This is a genomic window from Frigoribacterium sp. CFBP 8766, assembly GCF_014841435.1.
Classification (GTDB): domain Bacteria; phylum Actinomycetota; class Actinomycetes; order Actinomycetales; family Microbacteriaceae; genus Frigoribacterium.
This window is the reverse complement of record NZ_JACYTX010000003.1, coordinates 137,118-161,701: the sequence shown is the minus strand read 5'-3', so window position 1 is coordinate 161,701 and position 24,584 is coordinate 137,118. Positions and strand designations below refer to the sequence as shown.

Here is a 24,584-nt window from a genome sequence, read left to right as displayed (position 1 = left end):
CGCTACGTCCCCGGAACCGAGGGTGTGAGGCCGATCCGGGGGTGCAGCTCGCGAGGCGACCCCCCGCGCACCCGCACCGGCACGACGAGCGGCGCCCCGGTCGACGGGTCGGGCACGATCGTGACCGGGTGCCCGTACACCTGCGACACGCGCTCGGCCGTGAGCACCTCGGCCGGGGTGCCCGCCGCGACGACGCGGCCCCGCTCGAGCAGCACGAGACGGTCGGCCCAGGCCGCCGCGAGGCTGAGGTCGTGCAGCACCACGACGACGGAGGCGCCCGCCGAGGCGAGGTCGCGGAGGGTGCCGAGCAGCTGCTCCTGGTGGCCGAGGTCGAGGGCGGCGGTGGGCTCGTCGAGCAGCAGCACCGGCGTCCGCTGTGCCAGCAGCCGGGCGAACGAGGCCCGGGCGCGCTCGCCCCCCGACAGCGACGGGAACCGGCGGTCGCGCAGCTCGGTCGTGTCCGTCGCGGCGAGCGCCTCGTCGACGACGGCGTCGTCGCGGTCCGCCTCCGGGCTGCGCGACCACGGGGCACGGCCGAGCGCGACGACCTCCGCGACCGTGAAGGGGAACGCGACGTGCGCCTCCTGCGTCATGACCCCGCGACGACGCGCCCGCTCTCCCGAGCTGAAGGAGCCCAGGAGGCGCTCGTCCAGCTCCACGGTGCCGCGAGCGGCCGCGACGTCGCCGGCCACGCAGCCGAGCAGGGTCGACTTGCCCGCGCCGTTCGGGCCGAGCAGGGCCACGACCTCGCCGGGGCGGACGTCGAGGTCGACGCCGTCGAGGATCGTCGTGCCCTCGAGCTCGACCCCGAGGCCGCGGACGCGCAGCGCGGCGGCGGGGATCTCGCGCTCGCCCTCCGCAGCCGCCGACCTCCCGGCCCTCATGCCCAGCCCCCGGCCCGGCGCCGGGTGCGTCGCAGCAGCCAGAAGAAGAACGGCCCGCCCACCAGCGAGGTGAGCAGCCCGAGCGGCAGGTCGGCGTTCGGCACGACGACGCGTGCGGCGGTGTCGGCGACGAGCACGAGCAGCGCCCCGGCGACCGTGCTCGTGGCGAGCAGCCCGCCGTGCGACGGGCCGACGACCATCCGCAGCAGGTGCGGCACCACGAGCCCGACGAACGCGATGATGCCCGTGAACGCGACTCCGGCCCCGACGAGCAGGGCGACGAGCACGATGGCGACGATCCGCAGGCGCTCGACGTCGACGCCCAGGTGCGAGGCGCTCCGCTCCCCGAGGGCCAGCAGGTCGAGCTTGCGGACGAGCAGGGCAGCACCGCCGACACCCACCACGACGATCGGGAGCGCGACCGCGACGTCGGTCCAGAGCGCCCCGTTGATGCTGCCCATCTGCCAGAAGACGATCTGCTCCCGCGCCTGCGTGTCGGCGAGGAACGTCAGCAGCGCGATGCCCGCCCCCGCGACCGCGTTGACGGCGATGCCGGTGAGCACGAGCGTGACGACCTCGGTCTTCCCTCCCGAGCGCGAGAGGCCGTAGACGAGAAGGGTCGTGACCAGGCCGCAGGCGAAGGCCGCCGTCGGCGTCACCCAGAGCCCGGCCGACACCCAGCCGAGCACGACCGTCGAGGAGGCGCCCAGCGCGGCCCCGGAGCTGACCCCGATCACCGCGGGCTCGGCCAGCGGGTTGGCGAAGACGGCCTGCATCAGCGTGCCGGCGGCGGCGAGCGCGGCGCCCACCACGAGGGCGAGGGCCACCCGCGGCAGCCGGATGCCGGTGACCACCTGGTCGACGAAGCGGGCGTCGGGGTCGCTGGGGGCGCCTCCTGCGCCCCAGGCCCTCAGCACCGCGCCGACGACGTCGCGCGGCGCGACCGGGTACTGGCCGATGCCCGCCGAGAGCACGGCCACGACGAGCACGAGCGCGAGCAGCACGACGAGGGTGAGGGCGACCAGGCGGCGGTGCCGGGTGCGGTGGCCGGTGCGGTGGGCCGCGCGGGGGTCTGCGCGCGGGTCTGCGTAGCGGTCGATGCGGAGGGGCACTCGGTAAGGATAGCCTTACCTACATGTTGCCCCTCGATCTCCCGTGCTCGCCGCTGTCGCCGGCCCCCACCTCGGCTCCCCCGTCGCGCCGCGACTCGAGGCAGGCCGGACGGCGGCGGGCGGGCGTCGCGACCGCGCTCGCCCTCGGCATCGCCCTCGTCGCGACCGGCTGCACATCGGGCGACGCAGCGAGCGGTGACGGGACCACCGGCGTCGGCACCGGCACAGGCGCAGCAGCAGCGACCCCGCTCGACGAGCTCGACGTGCCCGCCGACCTGCGCGCGGTCGAGGGCCCGTCGACCGCGGTGCTCGCCTCCGACGAGGTCGTGCCGCTCGTCGACCCCGGCACCGCGAGCCTCCCTGCCCAGGTGACCTCCCACGACCTCACCGGTGACACGACCCAGGTCGTCACCGAGACGTCGCGGCTGCTCGCCCTCGACATCTCGGGCGCGCTCGCGGCCACGGTCACGGGGCTGGGGCTCGGCGACCTGCTCGTCGGACGCGACGTCTCGACGACCTTCGACAGCGCCGCCGACCTGCCCGTCGTCACGAAGGAGGGCCACTCGATCAACGCCGAGGCCGTGCTGGCGCTCGAGCCGACCCTGGTGATCACCGACGGCAGCATCGGACCGACGGACGTCGTGCAGCAGCTCCGCCAGTCGGGGGTGACCGTCGTCTACGTCGAGAACGAGCCGTCGCCGGCCGGGGCGGGCGACCTGGCGCGCTCGGTCGGGGCCGCCCTCGGGGTGCCCGCGGCCGGCGAGGCGCTGGCCGACGCGGTGGGCGAGCGCACGAAGGAGGTGCAGGCCCAGATCGCCGGGCTCGCCCCGGCCGCCGAGGCGGACCGGCTGCGCATCGCGTTCCTCTACCTGCGCGGCAGTGCGGGCATCTACTACCTGCTCGGCGAGGGGACGGGCGCCGACGCGCTCGTCGACGGGCTCGGCGGGGTCGACGTGGCGGCCGAGATCGGATGGGTCGGCGCGAGGCCGATGACCGACGAGGCGCTCGTCGCGGCCGACCCCGACGTGTTCCTCGTGATGACGGGCGGCCTCGAGAGCGCCGGGGGCGTCGACGGACTGCTCGCGGCGAAGCCCGCGGTCGCGCTGACGGCGGCCGGCGAGCACCGGCGGTTCGTCGACATGGCCGACGGGCAGGTGCTCAGCTTCGGCCCCCGCACGCCGGAGGTGCTCGAGGCACTGGCCCGCGCGGTCTACGCGCCCGGCCAGTGAGCCGCACCCGGCAGCGGCCCGAGACCGAACGTCACGGTCCGGTAACGACGGAGGGCAATAGTTAGGTAAGGCTTGCCTTAATGAGGCTTACCTAAATACGGTGCAGGAGTCCCCGGCGGTCGAGTCCGACCTGCCCCTCCGACATCTCTGGAGCCCCTCTGTGACACCACTCCCGCGCGCCTCGGCGCGCCGCCACCTGTCCCTGCTCGTCGCCGCGTCGCTCGTGGCCGGCGCCGGCCTCGTCGGCCTCGCGGCCCCGGTCGAACCCGCGGCCGCAGCACCGGTCGACGCGACCGCCGGCTCCCTCAGCTGGGGGATCGACGCCGACTACCGGGCGACCTTCGCGAACTACCGCACGGCCACGGCCCCCGCCTCGTTCGTCGACGACCTCGCGACCTTCCCGCTCTCGGGCGGCACGTGGGACGACGCCTCCCAGCAGGGCGAGCTCGCCTTCTCGGGCACCGCGCGCATCGGCTACGTGCTCGGCAGCGACGCCCAGGTCGGCACGGCCCAGGGCAACTACGTGCACCTCGGCTCCCCCACGGTCTCGATCTCCGGGGGCGTCGCCACGATCTCCGGCACCACCGCCGGTTCGTCGCACGACCTGAACCCGGCCCTGCCGACGGCGGCGAAGGCCACGCGCACGTTCGCGACGGTCGACCTCTCGGCCGTGCAGGCCGTCAGCACGCCGACCTCCATCACCTGGACCGCCGCCCCCGCCGCGATCACCGCGCAGGGCGCCCAGGTGCTCGCGCTGCTCGAGGGCTCCGACGCCTCGCAGACGCCTCAGGTGCGCGCGACCGGCTCGTCGCTCGACCCCGTCACGATCACGGTCGACCGCACGCTCGCGGCCGAGCCCGAGCCCGAGCCCGAGCCCGAGCCGACCCCCGACCCCGAGCCGACGCCCGACCCGACCGCGGACCCCGACCCCGTCACGACGCTCGAAACGACCACGAAGGTCGCGGCGACGACCCCGGCCCCGGTCGTCGCGCCTGCCCCCTCGACCTTCACCGCGACGGTCGCCTCCGACGGCACGTCGACGCCCACCGGCGCCGTCGCCTTCAGCGCGACCCCGGCCGGCTCCACGACGCCGGTCGACCTCGGCACCGCTCCCCTCGTCGACGGCGTCGCCACGCTGACGACGCCCCTCGCGCCCGGCGGCCACGCGATCTCGGCCGCCTACGCGGGCGGCACCTCCGGCAGCACCGCGTTCCGCGCCTCCTCGGCTCCGCTGATGGGCACCGGCCAGGGCGCGACCTCAGCAGCCAACTGGTCCGTCGTCGACGCGACGCAGCCCGCGGCCTGCACGCCGGGCAGCGCGGCCGTCGCCACCTCCGACGACGTCACGGCCCGCTGGGGCTGGTCGACCTACAGCTCCGGCTGGACCAAGACCGCAGGAGGCGGCATCTCGCTCGCCGAGGACGGCCAGACCTTCGCGCTCACCGGCGGCACCGCCATCGGCGACGCGGACTGCGTCGTCGTCGACTTCACCGGCACGATGAGGGTCGCGGCGTACGCGAGCTTCTTCCCGCCCGCCGGCCAGTGGGTCGAGCTCGTCGACCCGTCGCTGTCGATCGCCTCCGACGGCACCGGCACCTGGAGCGCCGGCGTCCGCACCGGCGTCGGCGCGGAGAACGCCTCCGCACCGGTCGAGACCGTCGTCGCCGCCGTGACCGGGGCCGCGTTCCCCGACCTCGCCGCCGACGGAGAGCTCACCGCTCCCCTGGCCTACGAGGGCACGACCGCGCAGGGCACCTGGAGCCGCGACTTCGACGACGCCTGGTCGAACGCCTTCGTGCTGCAGGTCCCGAGCGCCGTGCGCGCCTTCTACTACACGTCGGGCACCACGGCCGCGAACGCGACCAAGCCGCCGTCGCCCGTCTCGCTCGCCTGGGGCGCCGCACCCGTGACGACGCCCGAGCCCGAGACCCCCGAGCCCGAGACGCCCGACCCCGAGGTCCCCGGCACCGAGCCCGAGGCCGGGCAGGGCAACCTCGCCTGGGGCTTCAAGGACTCCTGGCGCGGCTACCTCGCGACCGTCGCGGCCGGCACGACGGCGGTCTCCGGAGGCGCCACCGTCGCCCCCGACGGGCGCTTCGTCTTCGACCAGGTCGACGGCGGCGACTTCGACCCCGCCACGGGGCTCGGCACCATCCGCTACACGGGCGCCGTGCTCTTCACGAGCGCCTCGCACGGCTTCAGCATCGGCTTCGCCGACCCGTGGGTGACGACGACCGCCGACGGCGGCTCGGTGCTCACCGCCCGCACCTCGACCAACGACACGGCCGGCCTCGACTCGACCGAGCGGATCGAGCTCGTCCGCCTGGCGCAGAGCACGGCGGTCCCGAGCGCGGCGAACCAGAGCGCCGCGACCGGCGCTCCCGCCGTGAGCCTGCTCGCCGCCCTCGACGCCGCCGCGGCGCCGACCGCCCGCTGGGACTCGGTCGCCAGCACCTTCAGCGACACCCTGTCGCCCGCTGGCTGGGCGCAGTACCGCGGGCAGGCCGCCGACCCCGTCTCGTTCGGCTTCCGCACCGCGGTCGCCGAGCCCGGCGGCGACACCCCGATCGTCGCCCCGCTGCCCGGAGGAGGCGCGGGCACCGGCCCCGGGAACGGCGTCGTCCCGACCGGCACCGGCACGCCGACCGGCGCGGCCGCCGAGCAGGACCGCTGCGTCGCCCGCGCGGTCAGCGGCGCGACCCTCAGCTGGGGCGTCAAGGAGAGCTACCGCTCGTACATCACGGGACCGATCGCGAAGGGCGCGGTGTCCCTCGACGGCGTGACCACCACCTCCGGCGGGGCTTATGCCTGGTCGGGCGGCTCGGGCTCGGTCAACACCGAGGCCGGCCGCGGCTCGGCGAGGTGGCGCGGCGGAGTGCACTTCACCGGCCACGGAGGCTCGCTCGACATGACGATCTCGGCACCGCGCGTGCAGCTCGTCTCGGGCAGCCAGGCGACCCTCGTCGTCGACATGACGAGCAAGCCGCTCGCCGGCGGGTCCGCCGTCACGACGAAGGGGCTCGCCCTCGCGACCCTCGCCCTCGGCCAGGGCTCGCGCACGGCGACGGACAGCACGCTCGGCTGGTCGGGCGTCCCCGCGACGCTCACCGCGGCCGGCGCCGTCGCGTTCGGCGACTTCTACGAGGCGGGCGAGGCGCTCGACCCCGTGTCGTTCTCGATGCCGCTCGGCGCGACCGTCGCCTGCGACGGCAGCACCGCCCCGGCCGGGTCCGCCCTCGCGTTCACGGGCGGGGACCAGGGCCTCGGCGGCCTGCTGCTCGGCTCGCTGCTGCTGCTCACCGGGCTCGGGGCGGTGGCCGTGCGCCGTCGTCGCGCCGGTGCGCCCGAGGGTGCAGCTGTGCTCGAGGCCGCCCGTGCCTGAGGCTCGTGCCGCAGGCGCCGCTCGGCGCCGCGCCGCCGCGGTGGTCGTCGGGGCTCTCGCCCTGGCGGCCGCCGCGGCGGTGCTGCCGGCCCCCTCGGGGGCCGTCGCCGGTGCTGCCGCCGCGACGGGCGCCTCCTCGTGCACCGTCTCGGGGGCGACCCTGAGCTGGGGCGTGAAGGAGTCGTTCCGGTCGTACATCAGCGGATCGATCGCCAAGGGCGCCTGGACGCCCGAGGGAGGCGCGACCTACGCGACGCCGTCGTTCGGCTGGTCCTCCGGAGCAGGCCAGCTCGGCGACCCGACGGCCGGTGCGGCCGGCGACGTCGCGTTCGGCGGCAGCGTCCGCTTCACCGGCCACCAGGGCGTGCTCGACACGACCATCGCCGACCCGGTGCTGCGCTTCACGTCGGCCACCTCGGCCCAGCTGCTGCTCGACGTGGCCGGCACGACGCAGGAGGGGGTGGCCGTCAGCTCGCCCGACGTCCCCTTCGCCGACGTCGACCTCAGCGCCTCGCCCGTCGACCCGTCCACGGGAGCGCTCTCGTTCGCGGGGGCGCCGACGACGCTGACCGCCGAGGGAGCCGCCGCGTTCGGCAGCTACGAGCCGGGCACCGCACTCGACCCGCTGACCGCGGATGTGCCGCTCGCCTGCACCGCACCGGTCGACGCCGAGGAGGCGGCGGTCGCCTCCGAGGACGAGGCCGACGCGTCGCCGACGGCCACGTCCGCCCCTGCGGCGGCGGGCTCGCCGGACGCGAGCACCGGCACCGCGACGGACACCGGCCCGACGCCGGCCGCCCTGGCCTGGTCGGCGGTCGCCGCGGCGGCGCGGCTCGGGGCGCCCGCGTGGCTCCTCGTGCGCCGTCGTCGGCTGGCCGCCGGCGCCTCGACGACCGGCGGCTCGACCGACAGCTCGACGACGGGAACGTCCCACACCGCGCACGACGACGAGAAGGAGACATCGTGACCACCACCACCGCACCTCCCCCCACGATCGCCGCCGAGCCCCTGGGCGCGCCCCGCGCCTCCCTCGGCGACACGACCGTCGACGAGCTCGATCCGGCCGTGCCGCCGGCCCCCGTCCCGTTCTCGGAGCGGCTGCGCACCCGCACGCGCAGCGGCCACGGCACCAGCAGCCGGGCGGGGTTCATGTCCGACCTGATGCGCGGCACCTGCACCAGGGACGACCTCGTCCGCCTCCTCGCCCAGTACTGGCACGTGTACCGAGCGCTCGAGCAGGCGGCCGTCGGCGCGGCAGCGCACCCGGTCGCGGGCGCGTTCGTGACCGACCGACTGACACGGCTGCCGTCGCTCGAGGCCGATCTGGCACACCTGGCCGGCCCCGGCTGGCGCGACCGTCTCGACGCCGTGCCCGCGACGGTCGAGTACGTCGACCGCCTCCGGGGCCCTGCCTCGTCGTCGCCGACCGCGTTCGTCGCGCACCACTACACGCGCTACCTCGGCGACCTGTCGGGCGGGCAGCACATCGGCCGTGCCCTGCGGCAGCGCTACGGGCTGCTCGACGAGGCGACGACGTTCTTCACCTTCGACGGCGTCCCCGACCCGACCACCTTCAAGGACGAGTACCGCGCCCGGCTCGACTCCCTCCCCTGGGGCGAGGCCGACGAGGAGGCGATGGTCACGGAGGTCCTGCACGCCTACGACCTGAACGCCCGCCTCCTCGCGGAGCTCGACGCCGAGCGCGGCCTCGGGGCTGCGCCGGGCCCGGCCACTGAGGGCCCGTCCACTGCCGTCGCGACGGGAGCCTCCTCGTGAGCCGCGCCGACGCCGACGCCCGTCGGCTGCCCTTCGGCGACGACGTGGTCGAGGCGGTGCTGGCGCACATGCGCGACGACCACGCCTCCGACGGCGTCGTCATCGTGCGTCGACACGGGGCCGCGGGGGCGACGGCCGCGCTGATGCTCGGGTTCGACGCGCTCGAGACGACCTGGTCGGTCACCGACGCCGACGGCGTCGAGGGAGTGCTCACCGTGCCGTGGCCCGCGCCGATCACGGACCGCGCGTCCGTGCGACGGCAGGTGGTCGAGCTGTTCGACGGCCGCTGACGCCCGCGGCCGCGCCGGGCCGGTGGCGGTCGCGGCCGGGTGTGCCGACGCGAAAACGACGAAACAACGCGGGGCCCCGCGTCCCTTCGTCGCTTTGGCGTCGGGACCCGGGCGGCACCGGGCGCCGGACGCGTCGGCACCCGGCGGCGGCCGTCGGCGCGCCTACGCGGCGTCCGCCAGCGCGCCCCCGAGGAAATCGGCGAGCGCCGCCGTCGCCGACACCGACGACTCCCGCTCGACGTCGGGGTTGTAGTTCGTGTTCGTGTTGACGTCGTAGGGCACGACGCGGCCGTCGACCGTCTCGATGAACTCGACGCCGGCCACCTCGATGCCCTGCGCGGCGAGGAACTCCTCGAGCCGGACCACGAGCGGGTGCTCGGCCGTCACGGACGGACGCACCGCGAACGGCGCCCAGGTCGCCGGGTCGGCACCCGCCGGGACGACGCAGGCGTCCGCCGGGCACAGCTCGAAGCTGCCGGCGGACGTGTCGACCCTGACCGCGTAGACGAAGCGGCCGCCCACGAACTCGGCGCGGGTGACGAACGGCTCCTCGGCCTGGAGGTACTCCTGCAGCAGGGTGACGCCGTCGGCGGGCTGCTCGAAGTCGGGGCCGTCGACGTAGGCGTCGAACGACACGTGGTCGTCGAACCGGCGGACCCCGATGCCCTTGCCGCCCTGGTTGTGCTTCGTGATGAACGGCGTCGGCAGCTCGCGCGCCCGCGCCTTCAGGTCGGCGGTGCCGAAGACCGCGACCGTCCGCGGCACGTCGAAGCCCGCAGCCGACAGCGCGAGGTACTGCGCGACCTTGCTCACCTCGAGCTCGACGACTCCGCTGCCGTTGACGACCCGGCGCCCGTGCCGCTCGGCCCAGCGCAGGGTCGCACGCGCCACCTCCTTCGCGGTCGCCCTGCCGCGGGTCGCGGCCGACGCGCTCAGACGCGACCAGAACACCCCCGCAGGAGGCGCGGCCGACAGGTCGAAGGAGCTCCCGTCGAGCAGGTGCTCAGCGTGCGGCACCCCCGCGGCGTCGAGCGCGGCGAGCAGCGGCGGCAGCCACTCCTCGTTGTCGTGCAGCACGTGGACGACGGGTGCCAGCTCGGCGGTGTCCGGGTCGGGGGAACTCATCCCCCCACCCTGCCCGCCGCCGCCGACACCCGCACGACGGTGACGAAGCGTGACGTGACGCGAGGTCGTGCAGGCTGCGGTCGAGGACGGCGAATAGCCTGTCCTCGACCGTCGTCCGGGAAGGAGGCACGATGACCACGACGTCCGTCGCCTCGTGTGCGCGCTCGTCGTCGTCGCGCCGCAACTCGGACATGCCCGCCCGTGGCTAGGAACCGGGGCCGCGCCCGTGAGGCCAGGGTCGTCGCGACGCCGCCGCCCCCGCCGAACCCCCGCAGCCTGGCCGTCCTCGGTCTGATCCTCGCCTGCGTCGCCGGTCCCGTCGGCGTCGTCGTCAGCGTGGTCGCCCTGCTCCGCGCTCGCCGGGCAGGCGAGAAGGACACCGTCGCCCTCGTCGGGATCATCGTCGGCCTCGCGACGACCGCCGCGTTCATCGCCGGGGTCGTCTACTTCCAGGCCGTGTTCGCCGGCCAGGCTGGTGTCTGCGCCGACCTCGGCCCGGGCGTCCACGAGGGCGCGTCCGGCACCTTCACCTGCCCCGCCGTCTAGCTCGTGTCAGGCGTGCCGTCCCGGCCGACGGTCGCCTCGAGGCGGGCACCGTCAGAGCACGCTGAACAGGGCGACGAAAGCCGCGGCCCCGACGGCCGTGAGCCCGACGGCGAGCGCACGCTCCCGCCACCCGTCGAGTCGCCGGACCACGACCCAGCCGAGAGCCGTGACGCCCACGGCGATGCTGATCAGCCACCAGGTCGTCCCGGTCGTGTCGGCAACACGGACCATGCCGGAGACGCCGTCGCCGATCATCACGGCGGCGAGGACCGCGATCCCCGCCGCACGGAGGACGGGGCTCCGCGACCACCACAGCCCGGCGAGCCCGATGACCGGCCCGGCCAGGGTCGCCGCCGTGAACCAGAAGTCGCCCGGACCGTACGAGTCGGGGAAGCCCCGCAGGGTGGACACGACCACGTAGCCCTGGACCGCGGCGTGGAAGACGACGAGACCGAGCCCGGCTGCCGTCCACCACCTCCGGGCGCTCGGCCTGCGGGTGACCACCACGACCGTCGCGAAGGTGAGGATCGTCCAGCCGCCGCTCGAGTTCGCGAACGAGCTCAGCCCGCCGGGCAGGTACTGCTGGCCGGGTGAGGTCGCACCGCCGAGCACGAGCCCCACGGCCGCGCCGAGCAGCCACCACGCGAGGGTCGTCACCAGTGAACGGGTCATCCAGCGAGCATCACAGGTCGGCGGCCGCGCGCCGACCCTCTCGCGCGGACGATGCTGGCCATCCTGGAGGAGGACCCGCTCGCGGCCCGGCCCTTGAGCCGGCGAGGGGGCCCGACGTACGGTGGAGAGGTCGACGACGACGAGGGGACCACGACGATGGACGACGAGACGAACCGCGACCAGGGGCGACTCCGGCTGCAGAAGCCGACGTTCCGCGGCTCCTCCGTGGGCTGGGGCATCGCCGCGGTCGTGTGGCTGTCCTGCGTGGTGAGCGTCATCGTGAGGATGGCGACCGACGAGGGCGGCGCAGCCCTCGTGGACGTGCTGATCCTCGTCGCGCTGCTCGTCGCCACGGCCGTCTGCGTGACGGGCACCGTCGCGACGATCCGGCACCCTCGCCCCGCGCCTCCGGCCGTCAAGGACTAGCTCAGGCGGAGCGCCTTGGCCAGGAGCCGCCCTACGACGGCGAGCTCGTCCTGGTCGAGCGTGCTGAGCGGACCGTGCGCGATGACGGCCTCGATCATGGCTTCCCTGACGTCCGTGCCTCGCTCCGTGAGCGAGACGACCCTCTGCCGACTATCCGACGAGTCGGGCAGGCCTCGAGTCCCCTGACGGCCGCTCGCGGCGGTTCAGGCCAAGCTCGTCCAGACGGTCTTCGTCTCGAGGTAGCTCTCGAGGTTGGCGTGCCCCATGTCGCGGCCGTAGCCCGACTGCTTGTAGCCGCCGAACGGTGCAGCGGCGTCGGTCTGGCCGTACATGTTGATGTAGACGGTCCCGGCCTGGAGCAGCCGCGCCAAGCGGTTCGCCCGGGCGATGTCGCGGGTCCAGATGCCGGCAGCCAGACCGTAGGGCGAGTCGTTCGCGCGTCGAGCGATGTCCTCGAGGTCGTCGAACGGCTGGGCGACGACGACGGGGCCGAAGATCTCCTCGCGCACGGCGGTGAAGGTGTCGTCGACGTCGGTGAGGACGGTCGGCTGCACGTAGTAGCCGCGGTCGTCGACCCCGCGGGGCATGCTCGACCCGCCGGCGGCGAGGGTCGCACCCTGCTCGAGCGCGCCGTCGATGTACCCGCGGACGCGCTCGTGCTGGCGATCGCTGATGACGGGCCCGAGGTCGCTGCCCTCGGCGAGGCCGTGTCCGATCCGCATGCCCGAGGCGATCTCGCTCAGCCGGCCGACCACGTCGTCGAACGACTTCCGCTCGACGTAGAGCCGGGTGCCGGCGGAGCAGGCCTGACCCGCGTTGCCGAAGATGGACGCGGCGCCGAGCGCGGCCTCCTCGACGGGGCTGTCGGCGAAGACGATGTTCGGGCTCTTGCCGCCGAGCTCGAGGGTGACGCGCTTGACCTGCGACGCCGCCCTCTGCGCGATGCGGATGCCGACGGCGGTCGAGCCGGTGAAGGCGACCTTGTCCACGCCCGGGTGGTCGACGAGCGCCTCCCCCGCCTCGGCGCCGAAGCCGGTGAGGATGTTCAGCACCCCCGGCGGGATGCCGGCCTCGAGAGCCAGCTCGCCGAACCGCATCGCGGTGAGCGGAGTGTTCTCGGCCGGCTTCAGCACGATCGTGCAGCCCGCGGCGAGCGCCGGGGCGATCTTCCACATGGCCATCAGCAGCGGGAAGTTCCACGGCACGATCTGCGCCACGACGCCGACGGGCTCGCGCTCGGTACGGACCATGGTGTCGGGCACCGACACGGGGATCGTGTTCCCTTCTATCTTCGAGGCCCAGCCGGCGAAGTAGTCGAGGTGCTTCACCGCCAGCGGAAGGTCTCCCGCGACGACGGCCCCACGCAGCTTGCCGCCGTCGAGCACCTCCAGGGCGACGATCTCGTCGGCATGCTCCTCGAGCAGGCGGGCGAAGCGCTCGATGCGGCGCCCGCGGTCGAGGGCGGACATGGTCCGCCACGGCGCGCCCGGCTCGAACGCACGACGCGCCGCACCGACGGCCCGGTCGGCGTCGAGCGCGTCGCCGGCGGCAGCCACGGCGATCTTCTGCCCGGTGCCCGGGTCGACGACGTCGAGGGTCCGGCCGGACCGGGCCTCCACCAGCTCGCCGTCGATGAGGAGGCGCGGGGGGCGTTCGAGGAACGCGCGGGTGGTGGCGTCGATCTGGTCGTCGACGCTGTGGGGCGCGGCGGTGGTCACGATGTGGGTGCTCCTCGGCGACTCAGGCGTGGTGCAGCGCGTCGAAGGCCGCTGCGGGGAAGGTGGTCGTGGTGTCCCCGAGCTGGAGCGCACGGAACGTCGCGGTCGCCGCCTCCTCGAGGTTCAGGGCCCGACGGAACGCCATCTCGATGCTCTCGCCGAGGGCCGAGCAGCCGTGGTGGCCCATGATGATGCAGTCGTGCTCCGTCGCCTGCTCCGCGGCGGAGTCGGCTAGGGCGTCCGAGCCGTTGGGGTGGAAGTCGGTCCTGCCGACGCTCTTGACGTAGTACGCGTGGTCGAGAGTGAAGAGCCGGACCTGGTGCCCCAGCGCGTCGAGCAGCACGGCGGCCTGCGGGTGCACGTGGACGACGGCGTTCACGTCGCTGCGCACCTGGTAGCTGCGCTGGTGCAGCTTCCACTCGCTCGACGGCTTCTCGGCGCCGCCCAGGTGCTCGCCGTCGAGGCCCATGAGGGCGAACTGCTCCGGGGTCAGCCGGTCGAGCCAGGTGCCGGCGCCGGTCACGACGAACCGGTCCGCGCCCACCCGGGCGGAGAGGTTGCCGCCCGAGGCGAGGACGAGGCCTCGGTCGACGGCGGTGCGGCCCACGTCGATGAGCTCAGCGATCGTCGCGTCGAGGTCGAGGTCGACGTCGGTGGTGGTGGTGGTGGTGGTCACGGTGGTTCCTTCCGAGGAGGCGGTGGCCGGGCGCAGGGCGCACCCGGCCGGACGGGGTGCGGCTAGACGGCGGCGACCAGGGCCGCCTCCTCGTCCGAGATGGCCCGGGCCTCGTCCCGCTCGGCGTCGTTCTGCCGCAGGAAGAAGGTCAGGACGAAGCCGACCAGGTAGAACGACGCGATGATCCAGACGGTCCCCTGGACGCCGAGCGGGGTCACCAGGCCGGCGATGACGGGCCCGGCGAACTGGCTGAGGCCGGCGCCCAGGTTGAGGATCGCGACCGCGGCCGCCTTGTTGCGCGGGGCCAGGAGCGGGACGACCGCCGACAGAGGCACGAACATGCCGAGGGCGAGACCGTAGAAGATGCCGATGACGAGCGTGACGCCGAAGGCCGGGCCCAGGGCCGTGGGCACGTAGAACAGCGCGAGGACGGTCGCGAAGCAGCCGATGCCGCCCGCCCACGCGATGACGTTGATGCGGCCGATCCAGTCGCTGAGGTACCCCGAGATGAGGTTGGCGGCCACGTTGGCCGCGAGCATCGTGCCCCAGATGACCTGCCATTGCCCCTGCGTGAAGCCGATCTCGCGGACCATGTAGGTGCTGAGGAACACGACGAAGGCGTAGAACGACAGCGTGTTGATGATGCGCACGACTCCGCCGATCCCGACCTTGGGTCGTGATCCGACGATCGTGATGCTGCTGACGACTCCCCGGACGCTGTTGCTCAGGGTGACCGGCTCGCGGACGGGATTTCGCAGCAGGAACGCGACCATCAGGCCGCCGACGGTGACGAAGGCCAGCGACGTCCAGAGGGTGCCGAGCTCGCCGAGGGTGCCGATGACCGCGCCGGCGAAGTACGAGCTGATCACGCCGAGGCCGAGCGTGGAGAAGAACCAGTACCAGCCGACCGCCCTGCCCATCACCGGCTCGGGGGTGCCCATCGTCACCCACACCAGGAACCCGTACGAGAACATCGGGTAGCCGAGGCCTCGGATGCCGAACGCCAGGAGCATGACCGCGAAGTTCTGCTGCATGACCCCCAACAGCAGGAACACGATCTCGAAGACGAACCAGATGCCGAATCCGAGCATCATCACCCGCTTCGGGCCCCAGGCCTCGGCGAGTGCCCCGCTGAGCCAGGCGGCGACCGCGACGACGATGCCGTAGACCGAGAAGAGCAGGGCGATGTCCCCGTTCGAGAAGCCGAGTTCGTCCAGGTAGGGCGAGAGGAACCCCGCCTCGATGCCGTCGCCCACCATGAAGATCGTGACGGCGACGAAGCCCCAGGCGATGGGGCGGGAGATTCCCTGGGTGCGCAGCAGCCGCGCGAAGCGGCCCTCGCTGACGGGGGCGGGGGTGCTGACCATGTCGTACTCCTCGTTGAGTGGATCGGTGGCCGACCTGATGGTGAACATATGTTCAAGGTTCTGAACCGATGCACTTATCCTGGGGCGGCACGGCGTCGGTGTCAAGCGGGTGGGAAGATGGCCAGATGCTCCTGGGTCGCGTCGCACGCATGTACTACGAGCTCGGCATGACGCACCAGGAGATCGCGACGGCCCTGGGGCTGTCGCGCATCCGGGTGACACGGCTGCTCGCCGATGCGCGGGCACAGGGAATCGTCGAGATCACGGTGCACAGCGACGAGCCGCTCTTCGCCGACGAGCAGCATGCCCTCACGGACCGGTTCGGCCTCTCCCAGGTGTGGCTCTCGCCGTCGATCGGCGACCAGCAGAAGGACGCCCGCTCGTTCGCGACGGTCGGGGCCGAGGCCGTCGAGTCGGTCACCGACGGAGAGACCGTCGTCGCCCTGAGCCTGTCGAGCGCCGTCGCGGCGGCCGTCGCGGCGTTCGGGGACCATCCCCGGCCGGGCGCGGAGTTCGTCCCTCTGGGCGGCTCCACGGGCGGTCGCGCCGTCGCCTCCAATCCCCACGAACTCGCGCTGCAGCTCGCCGCCCGCACCGGCGGGCAGGCCTTCCACGTCCCCGCGCCACTGGTGGCCGCGACGCAGGAGGCAGCGCGCCTCGCCCTCAGTGATCCGTCGGTGAGAGCCGTGATGACACGCGCCGCCGAGGCGGACGTCATGATCTCCGGCCTCGGCGGGATGTCCCTGGGCGAAGGCCTGCTCCTGCCCTCCCTCGACGAGGAGGTGCGGAACGACCTGACGAAGAGGGGCGCGGTCGGCGACCTCGCGGGCCGGTACTTCGACCGCTCGGCCCGCCCGATCGACAGCGATCTCGACCGCCGCGTGGTGAGCCTCACCCTCGACGCCCTGCGGCGCATCCCGCGTCGCCTCGTCATCGCTCGCGGGCCCGCCAAGGTCGAGCCCCTCCGGGCCGCGCTCGAGGGCGGCCTCGCGACGGCCCTGGTCACCGACGTCGAGACCGCCCGGGTGCTCCTGCGCTGACGAGCGGGCGCGGACGGGTCAGGACGACACGGCTGCCGCGAGGTCGCGCTGGTTCGCGACGGCTCGGACGGGCTCGTCCGCGTGCCACGCCCGCAGCGCCTCCGCCGCGATCCTCGAGTGCTCAACGATGACGTCGTCGGAGGCACCGGCGATGTGGGGCGTCAGGGTCACGTTCTCGAAGGTCCGCAGTTCGGACTCCGCGGGCAGCGGCTCCTGGTAGTAGACGTCGAAGCCGGCGCCTGCGATGCGCCGCTCGCGCAGGGTGTCCATCAGCGCCTCCTCCTGGATGATCGCGGCCCGGCCTGCGTTGACGAGGAACGCGTGGGGCTGCATCATCGCGAGCTCCGCCGCCCCGATCAGGCCCTCGGTCTCCGGCATCAGCGGCACGTGCACGGTGACGACGTCTGAGGTCGACATGACCTCCTCGAGCGACACCACGGTCGCCTCCGAGCCGAAGTGGTCCGCCGGCAGGAACGGGTCGTAGACCTTGACCGTCATGCCGAAGCCGCGGGCGCGCCGCAGCACGCGCGCACCGACGGCTCCGCCGCCGAGGATGCCCAGCGTCCGGCCGCCGAGGCCGATGCTGCGGAAGCGCTCGTAGGGCTCGAAGACGTCCTCCTCGCTCCAGTGGCCGTCCCGCAGCCAGCGCTCGGCGGCGCTCACGTGGCGGACGGTGTCCAGCAGGAGGGCGAAGCTGAGGTCGGCGGTGACCTCGGCGTTGCGTCCCGGCGTCGTCGCGACGGGGATGCCCCTGGCGGAGCAGGCGGCGAGGTCGACGTTGACGGGCGCGGCGCGGCACGAGACCACGAAGCGGAGCTGCGGCGCCGCGGCGAGGGTCGCGGCGTCGACGAGGTCGAGCTCGGCCACGATCGCGTCGGCCTCCGCCAGCTCGGTGCCGAGCCCTCGGTCGGCCAAGCTCGTGCCGTCCGTGCGCGGGGCGACCGTGCGGACGGTGAAGACGTCGCCGAGCGAGGCGGCGACGTCGGCGTCGAACGACGCCGTGACGAGGACTGTGGGCTTGTCGCTGGTGGTCATGGTGCCTCCTAGTGGTGTGACGGGGCTAGCTCGGGCCGTTCGGCCACGAGATCCGGGACCAGGCCACGGAGCACCCGCAGCTCGGGCCAGGAGGGGCGGAGCGCATCGCGGGTCGCGATGAAGGTCGAGAAGGCGCGGCGATAGAGCTCGGCCCTCTCGGCGCGGGGGGCGAACCGGGTGGTCGTCGGCGCGAGCGCGGCGACGCCGCTCGTGAGGTCGCCGAAGACCCCGGCGGCGACCCCTGCGAGCGTCGCCGCGCCGCGTGCACCGACCTCGGGGGCATCCTGACGCACGACGGTCCGGCCGGAGACGTCGGCGAGAACGCGACAGAAGAGGTCGGAGTCGGAGCCTCCCCCGCAGATCGCGAGCACGCCGTCCAGCCGCAGGACGTCGAGGCACTCCGTCAAGGCGAACGCGAGTCCCTCGTAGACGCTGCGGAGCAACTCCGCCGACGACGTCGTGACGCTCATCCCGAGCCAGGCGGCCGAGGCAGCGCCGTCGGAGAACGGGGCGCGCTCGCCGCTGGGCGAGCCGTACGGCAGGTAGAGGACGCCGCCGCTGCCGGGCGGCACCCCGGCGGCGGCGCGCTCGATGTCGGCCCAGTCCTCGGCCCCCCGGCCGAGGCACTCGCGGACCCAGTCGAGGTTGGGCGTCCCCGTCATCGGCGCGAGCGACTCGAGCACCTAACGGCCTCGGCCGGTGGCCAGGACGATGCTCTGGTCGGACCGGACGTGGTCGCGGGACGGGTGGTTGACGCCGACGAAGCCGGTCGTCCCGAGGATCGCGTAGCCATCGCCGTCGGCCACCGCACCGATGCCGACGCCTGCGGCGGCCGTGTCGACGAGCCCGACAGCCACCGGGATCCCCTCCGACAGGCCTACGACGTCGGCGACGTGCCGGGTGAGGCGACCGGCGACGGACGACGGGGACAGGACCGGTGCGAGCCAGCCGGCCACCTCCTCCTGCGCCACCTGTCCGAAGAGCTGGCCGGAGTACTCGAGCGTCGCCGTGTCGAAGTAGGTGCGAGAGGCCTCGCTGGGGTCGGTCGCCCTTTTGCCGGTGAGACGGAACCGCAGCCAGTCCTTGCAGTTCAGCTGGTGGACGCCGCGGTCGCGATCGAGCGATCCGTCGGCGTCCAAGGCGTCGACGAGCACGGGGAGAGCCCCCGGGAACAGCGGGGATCCGGTGGCCTCGGCCACCGCGGCGCCGCGACCGTCAGCCGACCACGCTTCGACCACGTTGGAGGCGCGACCGTCGAGCCAGAGCGCGGCGGGGCGCAGCGGCCGGCCGTCGTCACCGACGAGCCAGGCGCCGTCACCCTGGCCCGTGAGGCCGATGGCGATGACGTCCCCGCTCAGCTCGCCGAGCTGGTCGACCACAGCGCTGACGGTGAAGGCGGTGGCCTGCCACACCCTTTCCATGTCGACCTCGGCCTCGCCCCGGGGCCCTCGTGTGATGTGCACGGTCGATCGGGCGACGCCGACGATCGACCCGTTGAGCGTGAAGGCCACGGTCTTGACCGACGTGGTGCCCGCGTCGATGCCGAGGATGATCTGGGTGCGTCGTTGCACATGGACTCCGATGTCTCCGCTGCACTGGGAACAATTGTTCGTAAGCTGATCTGTTGTTCAGCCTACGCCCTCGTCGTCATGTCGCCAAGACGCTTGTGGAGTTCTCGCATCGAGGTGGCCAGCCCAGGGTCGTGGGAGGCCACGACAGAACCGAGGCACTGCCCAGGGTGCGTGCAGCTCGGCGCCGAGACCTCCGCCGGGGGGCGTCCACGTCGAGCGAAGGACGAGCAACCCCGAGAAATGAAGAAAGCCTGGCTCATGGCCAGGCTTTCCCTTGTGTTCTGTGCGCCTGGAGGGACTCGAACCCCCAACCTTCTGATCCGTGGTCAGATGCCCCGGGGGGGGTGACCATTACGCCAAGAACAAGAGCTCATGGCATCGCGGGCTTCACGACGGCCGGGCAGCCTTTGCTACCGAGAACCATCGAGATGCATCTGCGTGGAGCCGTTTAAGACGAGCAAAACGGAGAGCGGGACGGATGTGGGGCAGCCTCAGTGTCGACCTTCCGCAGCCGAGAGACCGACAGAAGAGGCGCGCTGCAGGCACAGTGCCGCGAGACCGTCGTGCTCGCCCCGAGCAGCACGTTCTCCGTGGTCTTGTTGCGCCGCCCGTCAAGCCTGTTCGCGTGCACGGTGGTCAGCGATCTCCGCGCGCCGGTCCTTGAGGCAGCGAGGTCGTTCGTGGTCGCACCGGTCAGCGACGTCGGGGCTTGACCCCGAGCGTGTCGGATCAGCTCCGTCGTGGTCGTCAGGTCTGCCGCCGTCTCGCCATCACGGCGCGCTGCAGGAGCACGAAGACCAGGAGGATCCCACCGGTGATGATGGTGGTCGCCTCGGGAGGGATGCCCCCGTCTCGCGTGATGAGCACGTTCATCAGTCCGAGCACGAGTGCCCCCACGACGGATCCGAGCACGAAGCCGACGCCGCCCGTGAGGAGGGTGCCGCCGATCACCGTGGCGGCGATCGAGTCGAGCTCCCACCCGATGCCGGTGATGTTCTGCGCACTCCCGAGTCGGGCTGTGTAGATGACCGAGGCGAGCCCGGCGAGCGAACCGCTGATGACGTAGACCGCGAGCTTGGTTCGGCGGACGGGGAGTCCCATGAGGGCGGCCGACTGCTCGGATCCACCGATCGCGTAGACGGTGCGGCCGAGGCGTGTGCGGTGCAGGACGAAGAACGCGACGGCCACCACGACCAGCGCGATCAGCACGCCCGGCGTCGTGACGACGTCGTTCACCTTCGGGCCGTCGACCACCTTCATGTTCGTGGCGAGCGACCGGATGGGCGACTCGTCGGCGAGGCGCTCGGGCACCGTGCTGAGGATGGAGGCGAGGCCGCGGCCGAGGAACATCATCGCGAGCGTCGCGATGAACGGCTGCACGTCGAAGAACTGGATCAGCACGCCGGACACGACGCCGGATGCCGTGCCGATGAGGATCATGAGCACCATGACTGCCCACGGGTTCCAGCCGGCGTTGGCGAGCAGGACGCCTGCGACGCTGCTGACGGCGACGATCGCGCCTACGGAGAGGTCGATCCCGCCCGTCAGGATCACGAACGTCAGCCCCACGGCCAGGACGATCACATGCGCGTTGTTGATGAGCAGGTTCGACAGGGTCGCGGCCTGCACGATGCGGCCGTAGGCGATCTCGCCGTAGGCCAGCATGGCGATCAGGATCACGAGGGCGGCGACGGTCGGCAGGGAGTCGAGCCGGAGTCGCATGCGGCGCCGCGGCTCGAGGGGCCCGCTGCCGGGACCAGGTGCCGGCGTCGGGGTGAGGGGCGGGCGGATCGTGGTGGCGCTCATGCGGACACGGCCTCCTTCTCGGTGGGCACGGGGGTGGGCACCGGACGTCGGCGCCTCGTGAACAGGGCGCGGACGCGCCGGGACTGCAGGAGCACGATCGCGACGATGACGATCGCCTTGAAGGCAGGCGTGGCCGAGGACGAGACGCCCAGGAACACGACGGTCTTGTCGAGCGTGGCGATCAGCAACGCTCCGACGGCAGCTCCGAGCAGGTGGAACTTCCCGCCTGCCAGGGACGTGCCCCCGATCACGACTGCCAAGATGGCGTCGAGCTCGAGCTGGTAGCCGGTGCGGGAGACGTCGACCGTCATGACGCTCGACGTGGCGAAGATGCCGGCCACGCCGGCGAGCAGGCCGCTGCCGATGTAGGCGGTGAACAGGAGCGCCCGGCGGTCGAGTCCCGCGAGGCGCGCGGCCTTCGGGTCCATCCCGATCGCCTCGATCATGAGGCCCAGGGCGCTGCGCCGCACGAGCGCAGCGACGCCGAGCGTGATCAGGATCGCGAGGAGGAACACGACCGGCAGCCCCACGAGGTAGCCGTTGGCGACCCAGCGGAACGGCTCGTTGGCGGCGGCGGTGTTCTGGCCGCCCGTGATGACCTTCGCCAGGCCGCGGCCGGCGAGCATGATCACCAGCGTGCTGATGAACGGCTGCAGCCCCACGACCGAGACGAGCATGCCGTTGACCGCGCCGAGGACGCCGGCGATCAGGAGAGCCAGCCCCATCGCCGCGAGCGCGACGCCGAGGGAGTCGGAGCCGGCTGCCTTCAGGAACTCCATCGAGACTGCGCCGGCGACGACCATGATCGAGCCGACGCTGAGGTCGATGCCGCCGGTGGCGACGACGAGGCACATGCCGACCGCGATCATGAGCACAGGGGCGGCTGCGCGGAGGATGTCGATGAGGTTGCCCACGAGGTTGCCGGTGTCCGGGTTGACGGACAGAGCGAGGTAGCCGGGGTCCTTGGCCACGTTGATCGCCAGCAGCAGGACGATCGCGACCGTGCCCCAGACCCAGGGTCGGTGGAGCACGTCGCCGAGGCCGTGCAGGCCCAGGCGCCTGGTCACGGGGATTGTCGGGTCACTCATCGGGCTGCCTCCTCAGGCGTGGTGTGGGGGACGGTCTCGAGAGGGACCTCGGAGACGCCCTCTTCCGCGATGGCGGCGACGATGGACTCAGCAGTCACGTCTGGCCCCGCCTCGAGCTCCGCGATCTTGCGGTGGTCCTTCAGGACGACGATCCTGTCGCTGAGCCGCACCACCTCCTCGAGCTCGGAGGAGATGAACACGACGGCGACACCCGTGTCGGCGAGTGCCGCGACCTGCTCTTGGATCTCGGCCTTGGCGCCCACGTCGATGCCGCGGGTGGGCTCGTCGAGGATCAGCAGCTCGGGCTCGGTCGCGAGCCACCTGCCGAGCAGCACCTTCTGCTGGTTGCCGCCGGACAGGTTCCGGATGGGCCGATCAGGATCGGCCGGTCTGACGTTGAGCTCGGTGAGGTACTTGTTGACGACCCGGTCCTTCTCCTTCGCGGAGAGCGGCCGGGCCCAGCCGCGCTTCGCCTGGACGGCGAGCACGAGGTTCTCGCGGACGCTGAGGTCACGGATGATGCCCTCGTCACGGCGGTTCTCGCTCGAGAACGCGATGCGGTGCTTGAGCGCCTTCGCGGGAGAGGAGATGGCGACGGGGACGCCGTCCATGGTCACGGTTCCCGTGTCGGGTCGGTCGACGCCGTAGAGGAGGCGCGCGAGCTCGGTGCGGCCGGAGCCGAGGAGCCCCGCGAGGCCAACGACCTCGCCTCGGCGGAGAGCCACGTCGGTCGCGTCGAGCGAGCCCTTCCGGCCGATCCCGGTGGCCCGGTAGACGGGCTCGCCCTCGGCGACCTGTCGGCTGGCCCGCTCCCGGTCGAGGGAGCGGAGGCTCTGGAGGTCCTTGCCGATCATCTCGGCGATGAGGCCGGCCCGGTCGATGTCGCGGGTGAGGTGCTCCCCGACGAGCTTGCCGTTCCGGAGCACGGTGAGCCGGTCACTGATGGCGAAGACCTGGTCGAGGAAGTGGGAGACGAAGAGGATGGCGACTCCTTCGTCGCGGAGCCGTCGCATCACTCGGAAGAGACCCTCGACCTCGTCGGCGTCGAGGCTGGAGGTCGGCTCGTCGAGGATCAGCACCTTGGCGTCGACGACCGTGGCACGACTGATGGCGACGAGTTGCTGGAGCGCGAGGCTGAGTGAGGAGAGCGGGGTGCGGGGGTCGAGATGCCCCAGACCCACACGGGCGAGGACCTTGGAGGCGGCGGCGTGCGTCCCCTTCCAGTCGATCCCGAACCGGCCGCGCCGCTCATGGCCGAGCATGACGTTCTCGCCGATGGTGAGGTTGGCGCAGAGGTTGACCTCTTGGTAGACCGTGGAGATCCCGGCAGCCTGCGCATCGGCGGTGCCGGAGAGTCGGCGCTCGGCGCCGTCGACGACGACGCGGCCGGAGTCGATGCCGTAGACGCCCGTGAGCGCCTTGATCAGCGTCGACTTGCCGGCGCCGTTCTCGCCCATGAGCGTGTGGACCTCGCCGGGGAAGAGGCGGAGGTCGACCCCGTCGAGCGCTTTGACCCCGGGGAAGGCGATGGTGATGGCTTGCATCTCCACGATCGGACTGGATGCCTGCATGGCGTGTGCTCCTTGTCTGCCGACCCCCCCGCCCGCTGCCGTGGCAGCGGGCGGGGGTGGCGGGGGCGGCGAGGCGGTCAGGTCCGCCTCGCCGCCGGGTGTGGCCGTGCGGACTGGTCAGAACTTCCGGTCGGGCAGTGCCGTGGCGGCCGCCTCGGGCGAGTCGAACGTGGCCGACTCGACGACGATCGACGACTCGACGGTGTCGCCGTCGAGCAGTTTCTGCACTGCCTCGAGGGCCGTGTCGCCGAACAGCGGGTTGTACTCGGCGACGAAGCTGAGCTTGCTGTCGGCCAGCGCCTCGAGTGCGCTCTTCGTTCCGTCGATCGTGGCGATCTTGACGTCCACGCCGGGCGTGAGTCCCGCCTCCTCGACAGCCTGGACGGCGCCGAGGCCCATCTCGTCGTTCTGAGCGAAGACGAGCTGCACGTCGTTGCCGTTCGACTTCAGGACCGTCTCGAAGACGCTCTTGGCCTCCTCGGTCGACCAGTTGGCGGTCTGCGCGCCGATCTTCGTGAACGAGCTCTCGGCACCGATCACCTCGTCCCAGCCTTCGTTGCGCTCGTTCACGACCGAGACGCCGGCTGGGCCCTCGAGCGTGAAGTAGTTGCCGCCCTCGGGGAGAGCGGTCTTGGCCCACTCGGCGACCGACTCGCTGACGGCGATGTTGTCGGGGGCGATCCGGGTCGCGTAGAGCGAGGTGTCGTCCGGCTCGATGCCGCGGTCGATGAGGACCACGGGGATCTCGGCCTCCTGTGCCCGCTCCAGCGAGTCCTCCCAGCCGGAGCCCTCGGTGGCCGAGAGCAGGATCACGTCGACGCCCTCGTCCACGAACGACGTGAAGGCGTCGATCTGCGACTTCTGGTCGTTGTTGGTGGCAGGGGCGTACTTGAGGTCGAATCCGGCGTCCTTCGTGAAGGTGTCCTGGATGTTCGACTCGTTGGCCTGGCGCCAGGCGCCCTCGGGGCCGACCGCGACGAAGCCGATCGTGGCCAGTTCGTCACCGCCGTCGGTCGAACCGGTGCCGGAGCTGCAGGCCGCCAGGCTGAGGGCGATGGCCCCTACGGCGGCGATTGTGGCGATGTGCCTCTTCGTGGACATGGATCTCCTCCTTGAGATGACCGGACGTCTGCGTCCGCTCGTGGCCGTGGGCCGGTCGTGCTGCGTGGGCTCGGGTGCTTCCGCTTGTCAGGAATGTTACCGGTAACAGTCTTGCGAAGACAAGAGTTGCGAGGATCATCCACGCCGGTGGAAAGCGGCAGGTCCGACC

The 24,584-nt window shown here is 72.7% G+C and carries 22 protein-coding genes; 8 read left to right on the top strand and 14 right to left on the bottom strand.

Annotation, left to right across the window (positions count from 1 at the left end; genetic code table 11):
* Nucleotides 1-2 precede the first annotated feature (2 nt).
* Complete coding sequence (locus IFT90_RS12350) at nucleotides 3-884, bottom strand: heme ABC transporter ATP-binding protein (RefSeq protein WP_197980864.1); 882 nt, start codon at nucleotides 882-884, stop codon at nucleotides 3-5.
* Complete coding sequence (locus IFT90_RS12345) at nucleotides 881-1,996, bottom strand: FecCD family ABC transporter permease (RefSeq protein WP_371741073.1); 1,116 nt, start codon at nucleotides 1,994-1,996, stop codon at nucleotides 881-883. Before IFT90_RS12345 ends, IFT90_RS12350 begins: the two co-directional genes overlap by 4 nt.
* Nucleotides 1,997-2,019: 23 nt before the next feature.
* On the opposite strand from IFT90_RS12345, the gene IFT90_RS12340 reads away from it, so the two are divergent.
* The 5 genes from IFT90_RS12340 to IFT90_RS12320 all read left to right on the top strand — a co-directional run bounded on the left by IFT90_RS12340 (nucleotide 2,020) and on the right by IFT90_RS12320 (nucleotide 8,673).
* Nucleotides 2,020-3,225 (top strand): hemin ABC transporter substrate-binding protein, encoded by a 1,206-nt coding sequence (locus tag IFT90_RS12340; protein WP_192042508.1) that lies wholly within the window; start codon nucleotides 2,020-2,022, stop codon nucleotides 3,223-3,225.
* Nucleotides 3,226-3,385: 160 nt separating this feature from the next.
* Nucleotides 3,386-6,607 (top strand): HtaA domain-containing protein, encoded by a 3,222-nt coding sequence (locus IFT90_RS17425; protein WP_192042507.1) that lies wholly within the window; start codon nucleotides 3,386-3,388, stop codon nucleotides 6,605-6,607.
* Nucleotides 6,600-7,574: an HtaA domain-containing protein gene (locus IFT90_RS12330; protein ID WP_192042506.1), complete on the top strand. Its 975-nt coding sequence runs from the start codon at nucleotides 6,600-6,602 to the stop codon at nucleotides 7,572-7,574. The genes IFT90_RS17425 and IFT90_RS12330 overlap by 8 nt, the downstream gene beginning before the upstream one ends.
* A complete protein-coding gene (locus IFT90_RS12325; protein WP_371812305.1) occupies nucleotides 7,571-8,383 on the top strand; it encodes a heme oxygenase (biliverdin-producing) in 813 nt (270 codons plus the stop codon). Before IFT90_RS12330 ends, IFT90_RS12325 begins: the two co-directional genes overlap by 4 nt.
* The gene (locus tag IFT90_RS12320; protein ID WP_199861854.1) at nucleotides 8,380-8,673 is read left to right on the top strand and encodes a DUF2470 domain-containing protein; all 294 of its coding nucleotides are present in this window, start codon (nucleotides 8,380-8,382) and stop codon (nucleotides 8,671-8,673) included. The genes IFT90_RS12325 and IFT90_RS12320 overlap by 4 nt, the downstream gene beginning before the upstream one ends.
* A 162-nt stretch (nucleotides 8,674-8,835) precedes the next feature.
* Here the strand turns inward: IFT90_RS12320 and IFT90_RS12315 are convergent, their stop codons facing one another.
* Nucleotides 8,836-9,798, bottom strand: a complete 963-nt coding sequence (locus IFT90_RS12315; RefSeq protein ID WP_192042505.1) for a RimK family alpha-L-glutamate ligase — start codon at nucleotides 9,796-9,798, stop codon at nucleotides 8,836-8,838.
* Between the two features lie 201 nt (nucleotides 9,799-9,999).
* Here IFT90_RS12315 and IFT90_RS12310 point away from each other — a divergent pair, with 201 nt between their 5' ends.
* On the top strand, nucleotides 10,000-10,344 hold the full coding sequence (locus IFT90_RS12310; protein ID WP_192042504.1) for a hypothetical protein: 345 nt from the start codon (nucleotides 10,000-10,002) through the stop codon (nucleotides 10,342-10,344).
* A 51-nt stretch (nucleotides 10,345-10,395) separates the two neighbouring features.
* Here the strand turns inward: IFT90_RS12310 and IFT90_RS12305 are convergent, their stop codons facing one another.
* Entirely contained in the window at nucleotides 10,396-11,016 is a 621-nt protein-coding gene (locus IFT90_RS12305) for a DUF6518 family protein (RefSeq protein ID WP_192042503.1), read from the bottom strand.
* A gap of 51 nt (nucleotides 11,017-11,067) precedes the next feature.
* Between IFT90_RS12305 and IFT90_RS12300 the strand changes: the two genes are divergently transcribed.
* Entirely contained in the window at nucleotides 11,068-11,442 is a 375-nt protein-coding gene (locus IFT90_RS12300) for a hypothetical protein (RefSeq protein ID WP_192170331.1), read from the top strand.
* A 203-nt stretch (nucleotides 11,443-11,645) separates the two neighbouring features.
* On the opposite strand, the gene IFT90_RS12295 is transcribed toward IFT90_RS12300, so the two are convergent.
* The 3 genes from IFT90_RS12295 to IFT90_RS12285 form a co-directional block, all read right to left on the bottom strand.
* On the bottom strand, nucleotides 11,646-13,160 hold the full coding sequence (locus IFT90_RS12295; protein ID WP_371812304.1) for an aldehyde dehydrogenase family protein: 1,515 nt from the start codon (nucleotides 13,158-13,160) through the stop codon (nucleotides 11,646-11,648).
* Between the two features lie 22 nt (nucleotides 13,161-13,182).
* The gene (locus IFT90_RS12290) at nucleotides 13,183-13,836 is read right to left on the bottom strand and encodes a class II aldolase/adducin family protein (RefSeq protein WP_371741070.1); all 654 of its coding nucleotides are present in this window, start codon (nucleotides 13,834-13,836) and stop codon (nucleotides 13,183-13,185) included.
* A 62-nt stretch (nucleotides 13,837-13,898) separates the two neighbouring features.
* Complete coding sequence (locus IFT90_RS12285) at nucleotides 13,899-15,251, bottom strand: MFS transporter (protein WP_199861853.1); 1,353 nt, start codon at nucleotides 15,249-15,251, stop codon at nucleotides 13,899-13,901.
* A 77-nt stretch (nucleotides 15,252-15,328) separates the two neighbouring features.
* Here IFT90_RS12285 and IFT90_RS12280 point away from each other — a divergent pair, with 77 nt between their 5' ends.
* Nucleotides 15,329-16,243, top strand: a complete 915-nt coding sequence (locus tag IFT90_RS12280; RefSeq protein WP_192042501.1) for a sugar-binding transcriptional regulator — start codon at nucleotides 15,329-15,331, stop codon at nucleotides 16,241-16,243.
* Nucleotides 16,244-16,261: 18 nt separating this feature from the next.
* Here IFT90_RS12280 and IFT90_RS12275 read toward each other — a convergent pair whose 3' ends face one another.
* The 7 genes from IFT90_RS12275 to IFT90_RS12245 form a co-directional block, all read right to left on the bottom strand.
* Nucleotides 16,262-17,278 (bottom strand): NAD(P)-dependent oxidoreductase, encoded by a 1,017-nt coding sequence (locus tag IFT90_RS12275; RefSeq protein WP_192042500.1) that lies wholly within the window; start codon nucleotides 17,276-17,278, stop codon nucleotides 16,262-16,264.
* A gap of 8 nt (nucleotides 17,279-17,286) precedes the next feature.
* Nucleotides 17,287-17,961, bottom strand: coding sequence for an FGGY-family carbohydrate kinase (locus IFT90_RS12270; protein WP_192042499.1), 675 nt, complete (start codon nucleotides 17,959-17,961; stop codon nucleotides 17,287-17,289).
* Nucleotides 17,962-18,849, bottom strand: coding sequence for an FGGY family carbohydrate kinase (locus IFT90_RS12265; protein ID WP_192042498.1), 888 nt, complete (start codon nucleotides 18,847-18,849; stop codon nucleotides 17,962-17,964).
* A 747-nt stretch (nucleotides 18,850-19,596) separates the two neighbouring features.
* Entirely contained in the window at nucleotides 19,597-20,655 is a 1,059-nt protein-coding gene (locus IFT90_RS12260; protein ID WP_192042497.1) for an ABC transporter permease, read from the bottom strand.
* The gene (locus IFT90_RS12255) at nucleotides 20,652-21,743 is read right to left on the bottom strand and encodes an ABC transporter permease (protein ID WP_192042496.1); all 1,092 of its coding nucleotides are present in this window, start codon (nucleotides 21,741-21,743) and stop codon (nucleotides 20,652-20,654) included. Before IFT90_RS12255 ends, IFT90_RS12260 begins: the two co-directional genes overlap by 4 nt.
* A complete protein-coding gene (locus IFT90_RS12250) occupies nucleotides 21,740-23,314 on the bottom strand; it encodes a sugar ABC transporter ATP-binding protein (RefSeq protein ID WP_192042495.1) in 1,575 nt (524 codons plus the stop codon). Before IFT90_RS12250 ends, IFT90_RS12255 begins: the two co-directional genes overlap by 4 nt.
* Before the next feature lie 117 nt (nucleotides 23,315-23,431).
* Nucleotides 23,432-24,415, bottom strand: coding sequence for an ABC transporter substrate-binding protein (locus tag IFT90_RS12245; protein ID WP_192042494.1), 984 nt, complete (start codon nucleotides 24,413-24,415; stop codon nucleotides 23,432-23,434).
* Between the last annotated feature and the right edge of the window lie 169 nt (nucleotides 24,416-24,584).

Excerpts from the sequence above, each read along its gene's own strand:
- IFT90_RS12350 (WP_197980864.1), bottom strand. The coding sequence starts at position 884 with ATGAGGGCCGGGAGGTCGGCGGCTGCGGAGGGCGAGCGCGAGATCCCC.
- IFT90_RS12250 (WP_192042495.1), bottom strand. The coding sequence starts at position 23,314 with ATGCAGGCATCCAGTCCGATCGTGGAGATGCAAGCCATCACCATCGCC.
- IFT90_RS12280 (WP_192042501.1), top strand. The coding sequence starts at position 15,329 with ATGCTCCTGGGTCGCGTCGCACGCATGTACTACGAGCTCGGCATGACG.
- IFT90_RS12245 (WP_192042494.1), bottom strand. The coding sequence starts at position 24,415 with ATGTCCACGAAGAGGCACATCGCCACAATCGCCGCCGTAGGGGCCATC.
- IFT90_RS12300 (WP_192170331.1), top strand. The coding sequence starts at position 11,068 with ATGCTGGCCATCCTGGAGGAGGACCCGCTCGCGGCCCGGCCCTTGAGC.
- IFT90_RS12305 (WP_192042503.1), bottom strand. The coding sequence starts at position 11,016 with ATGACCCGTTCACTGGTGACGACCCTCGCGTGGTGGCTGCTCGGCGCG.
- IFT90_RS12260 (WP_192042497.1), bottom strand. The coding sequence starts at position 20,655 with ATGAGCGCCACCACGATCCGCCCGCCCCTCACCCCGACGCCGGCACCT.
- IFT90_RS12285 (WP_199861853.1), bottom strand. The coding sequence starts at position 15,251 with ATGTTCACCATCAGGTCGGCCACCGATCCACTCAACGAGGAGTACGAC.
- IFT90_RS12315 (WP_192042505.1), bottom strand. The coding sequence starts at position 9,798 with ATGAGTTCCCCCGACCCGGACACCGCCGAGCTGGCACCCGTCGTCCAC.
- IFT90_RS12255 (WP_192042496.1), bottom strand. The coding sequence starts at position 21,743 with ATGAGTGACCCGACAATCCCCGTGACCAGGCGCCTGGGCCTGCACGGC.
- IFT90_RS12275 (WP_192042500.1), bottom strand. The coding sequence starts at position 17,278 with ATGACCACCAGCGACAAGCCCACAGTCCTCGTCACGGCGTCGTTCGAC.
- IFT90_RS12340 (WP_192042508.1), top strand. The coding sequence starts at position 2,020 with ATGTTGCCCCTCGATCTCCCGTGCTCGCCGCTGTCGCCGGCCCCCACC.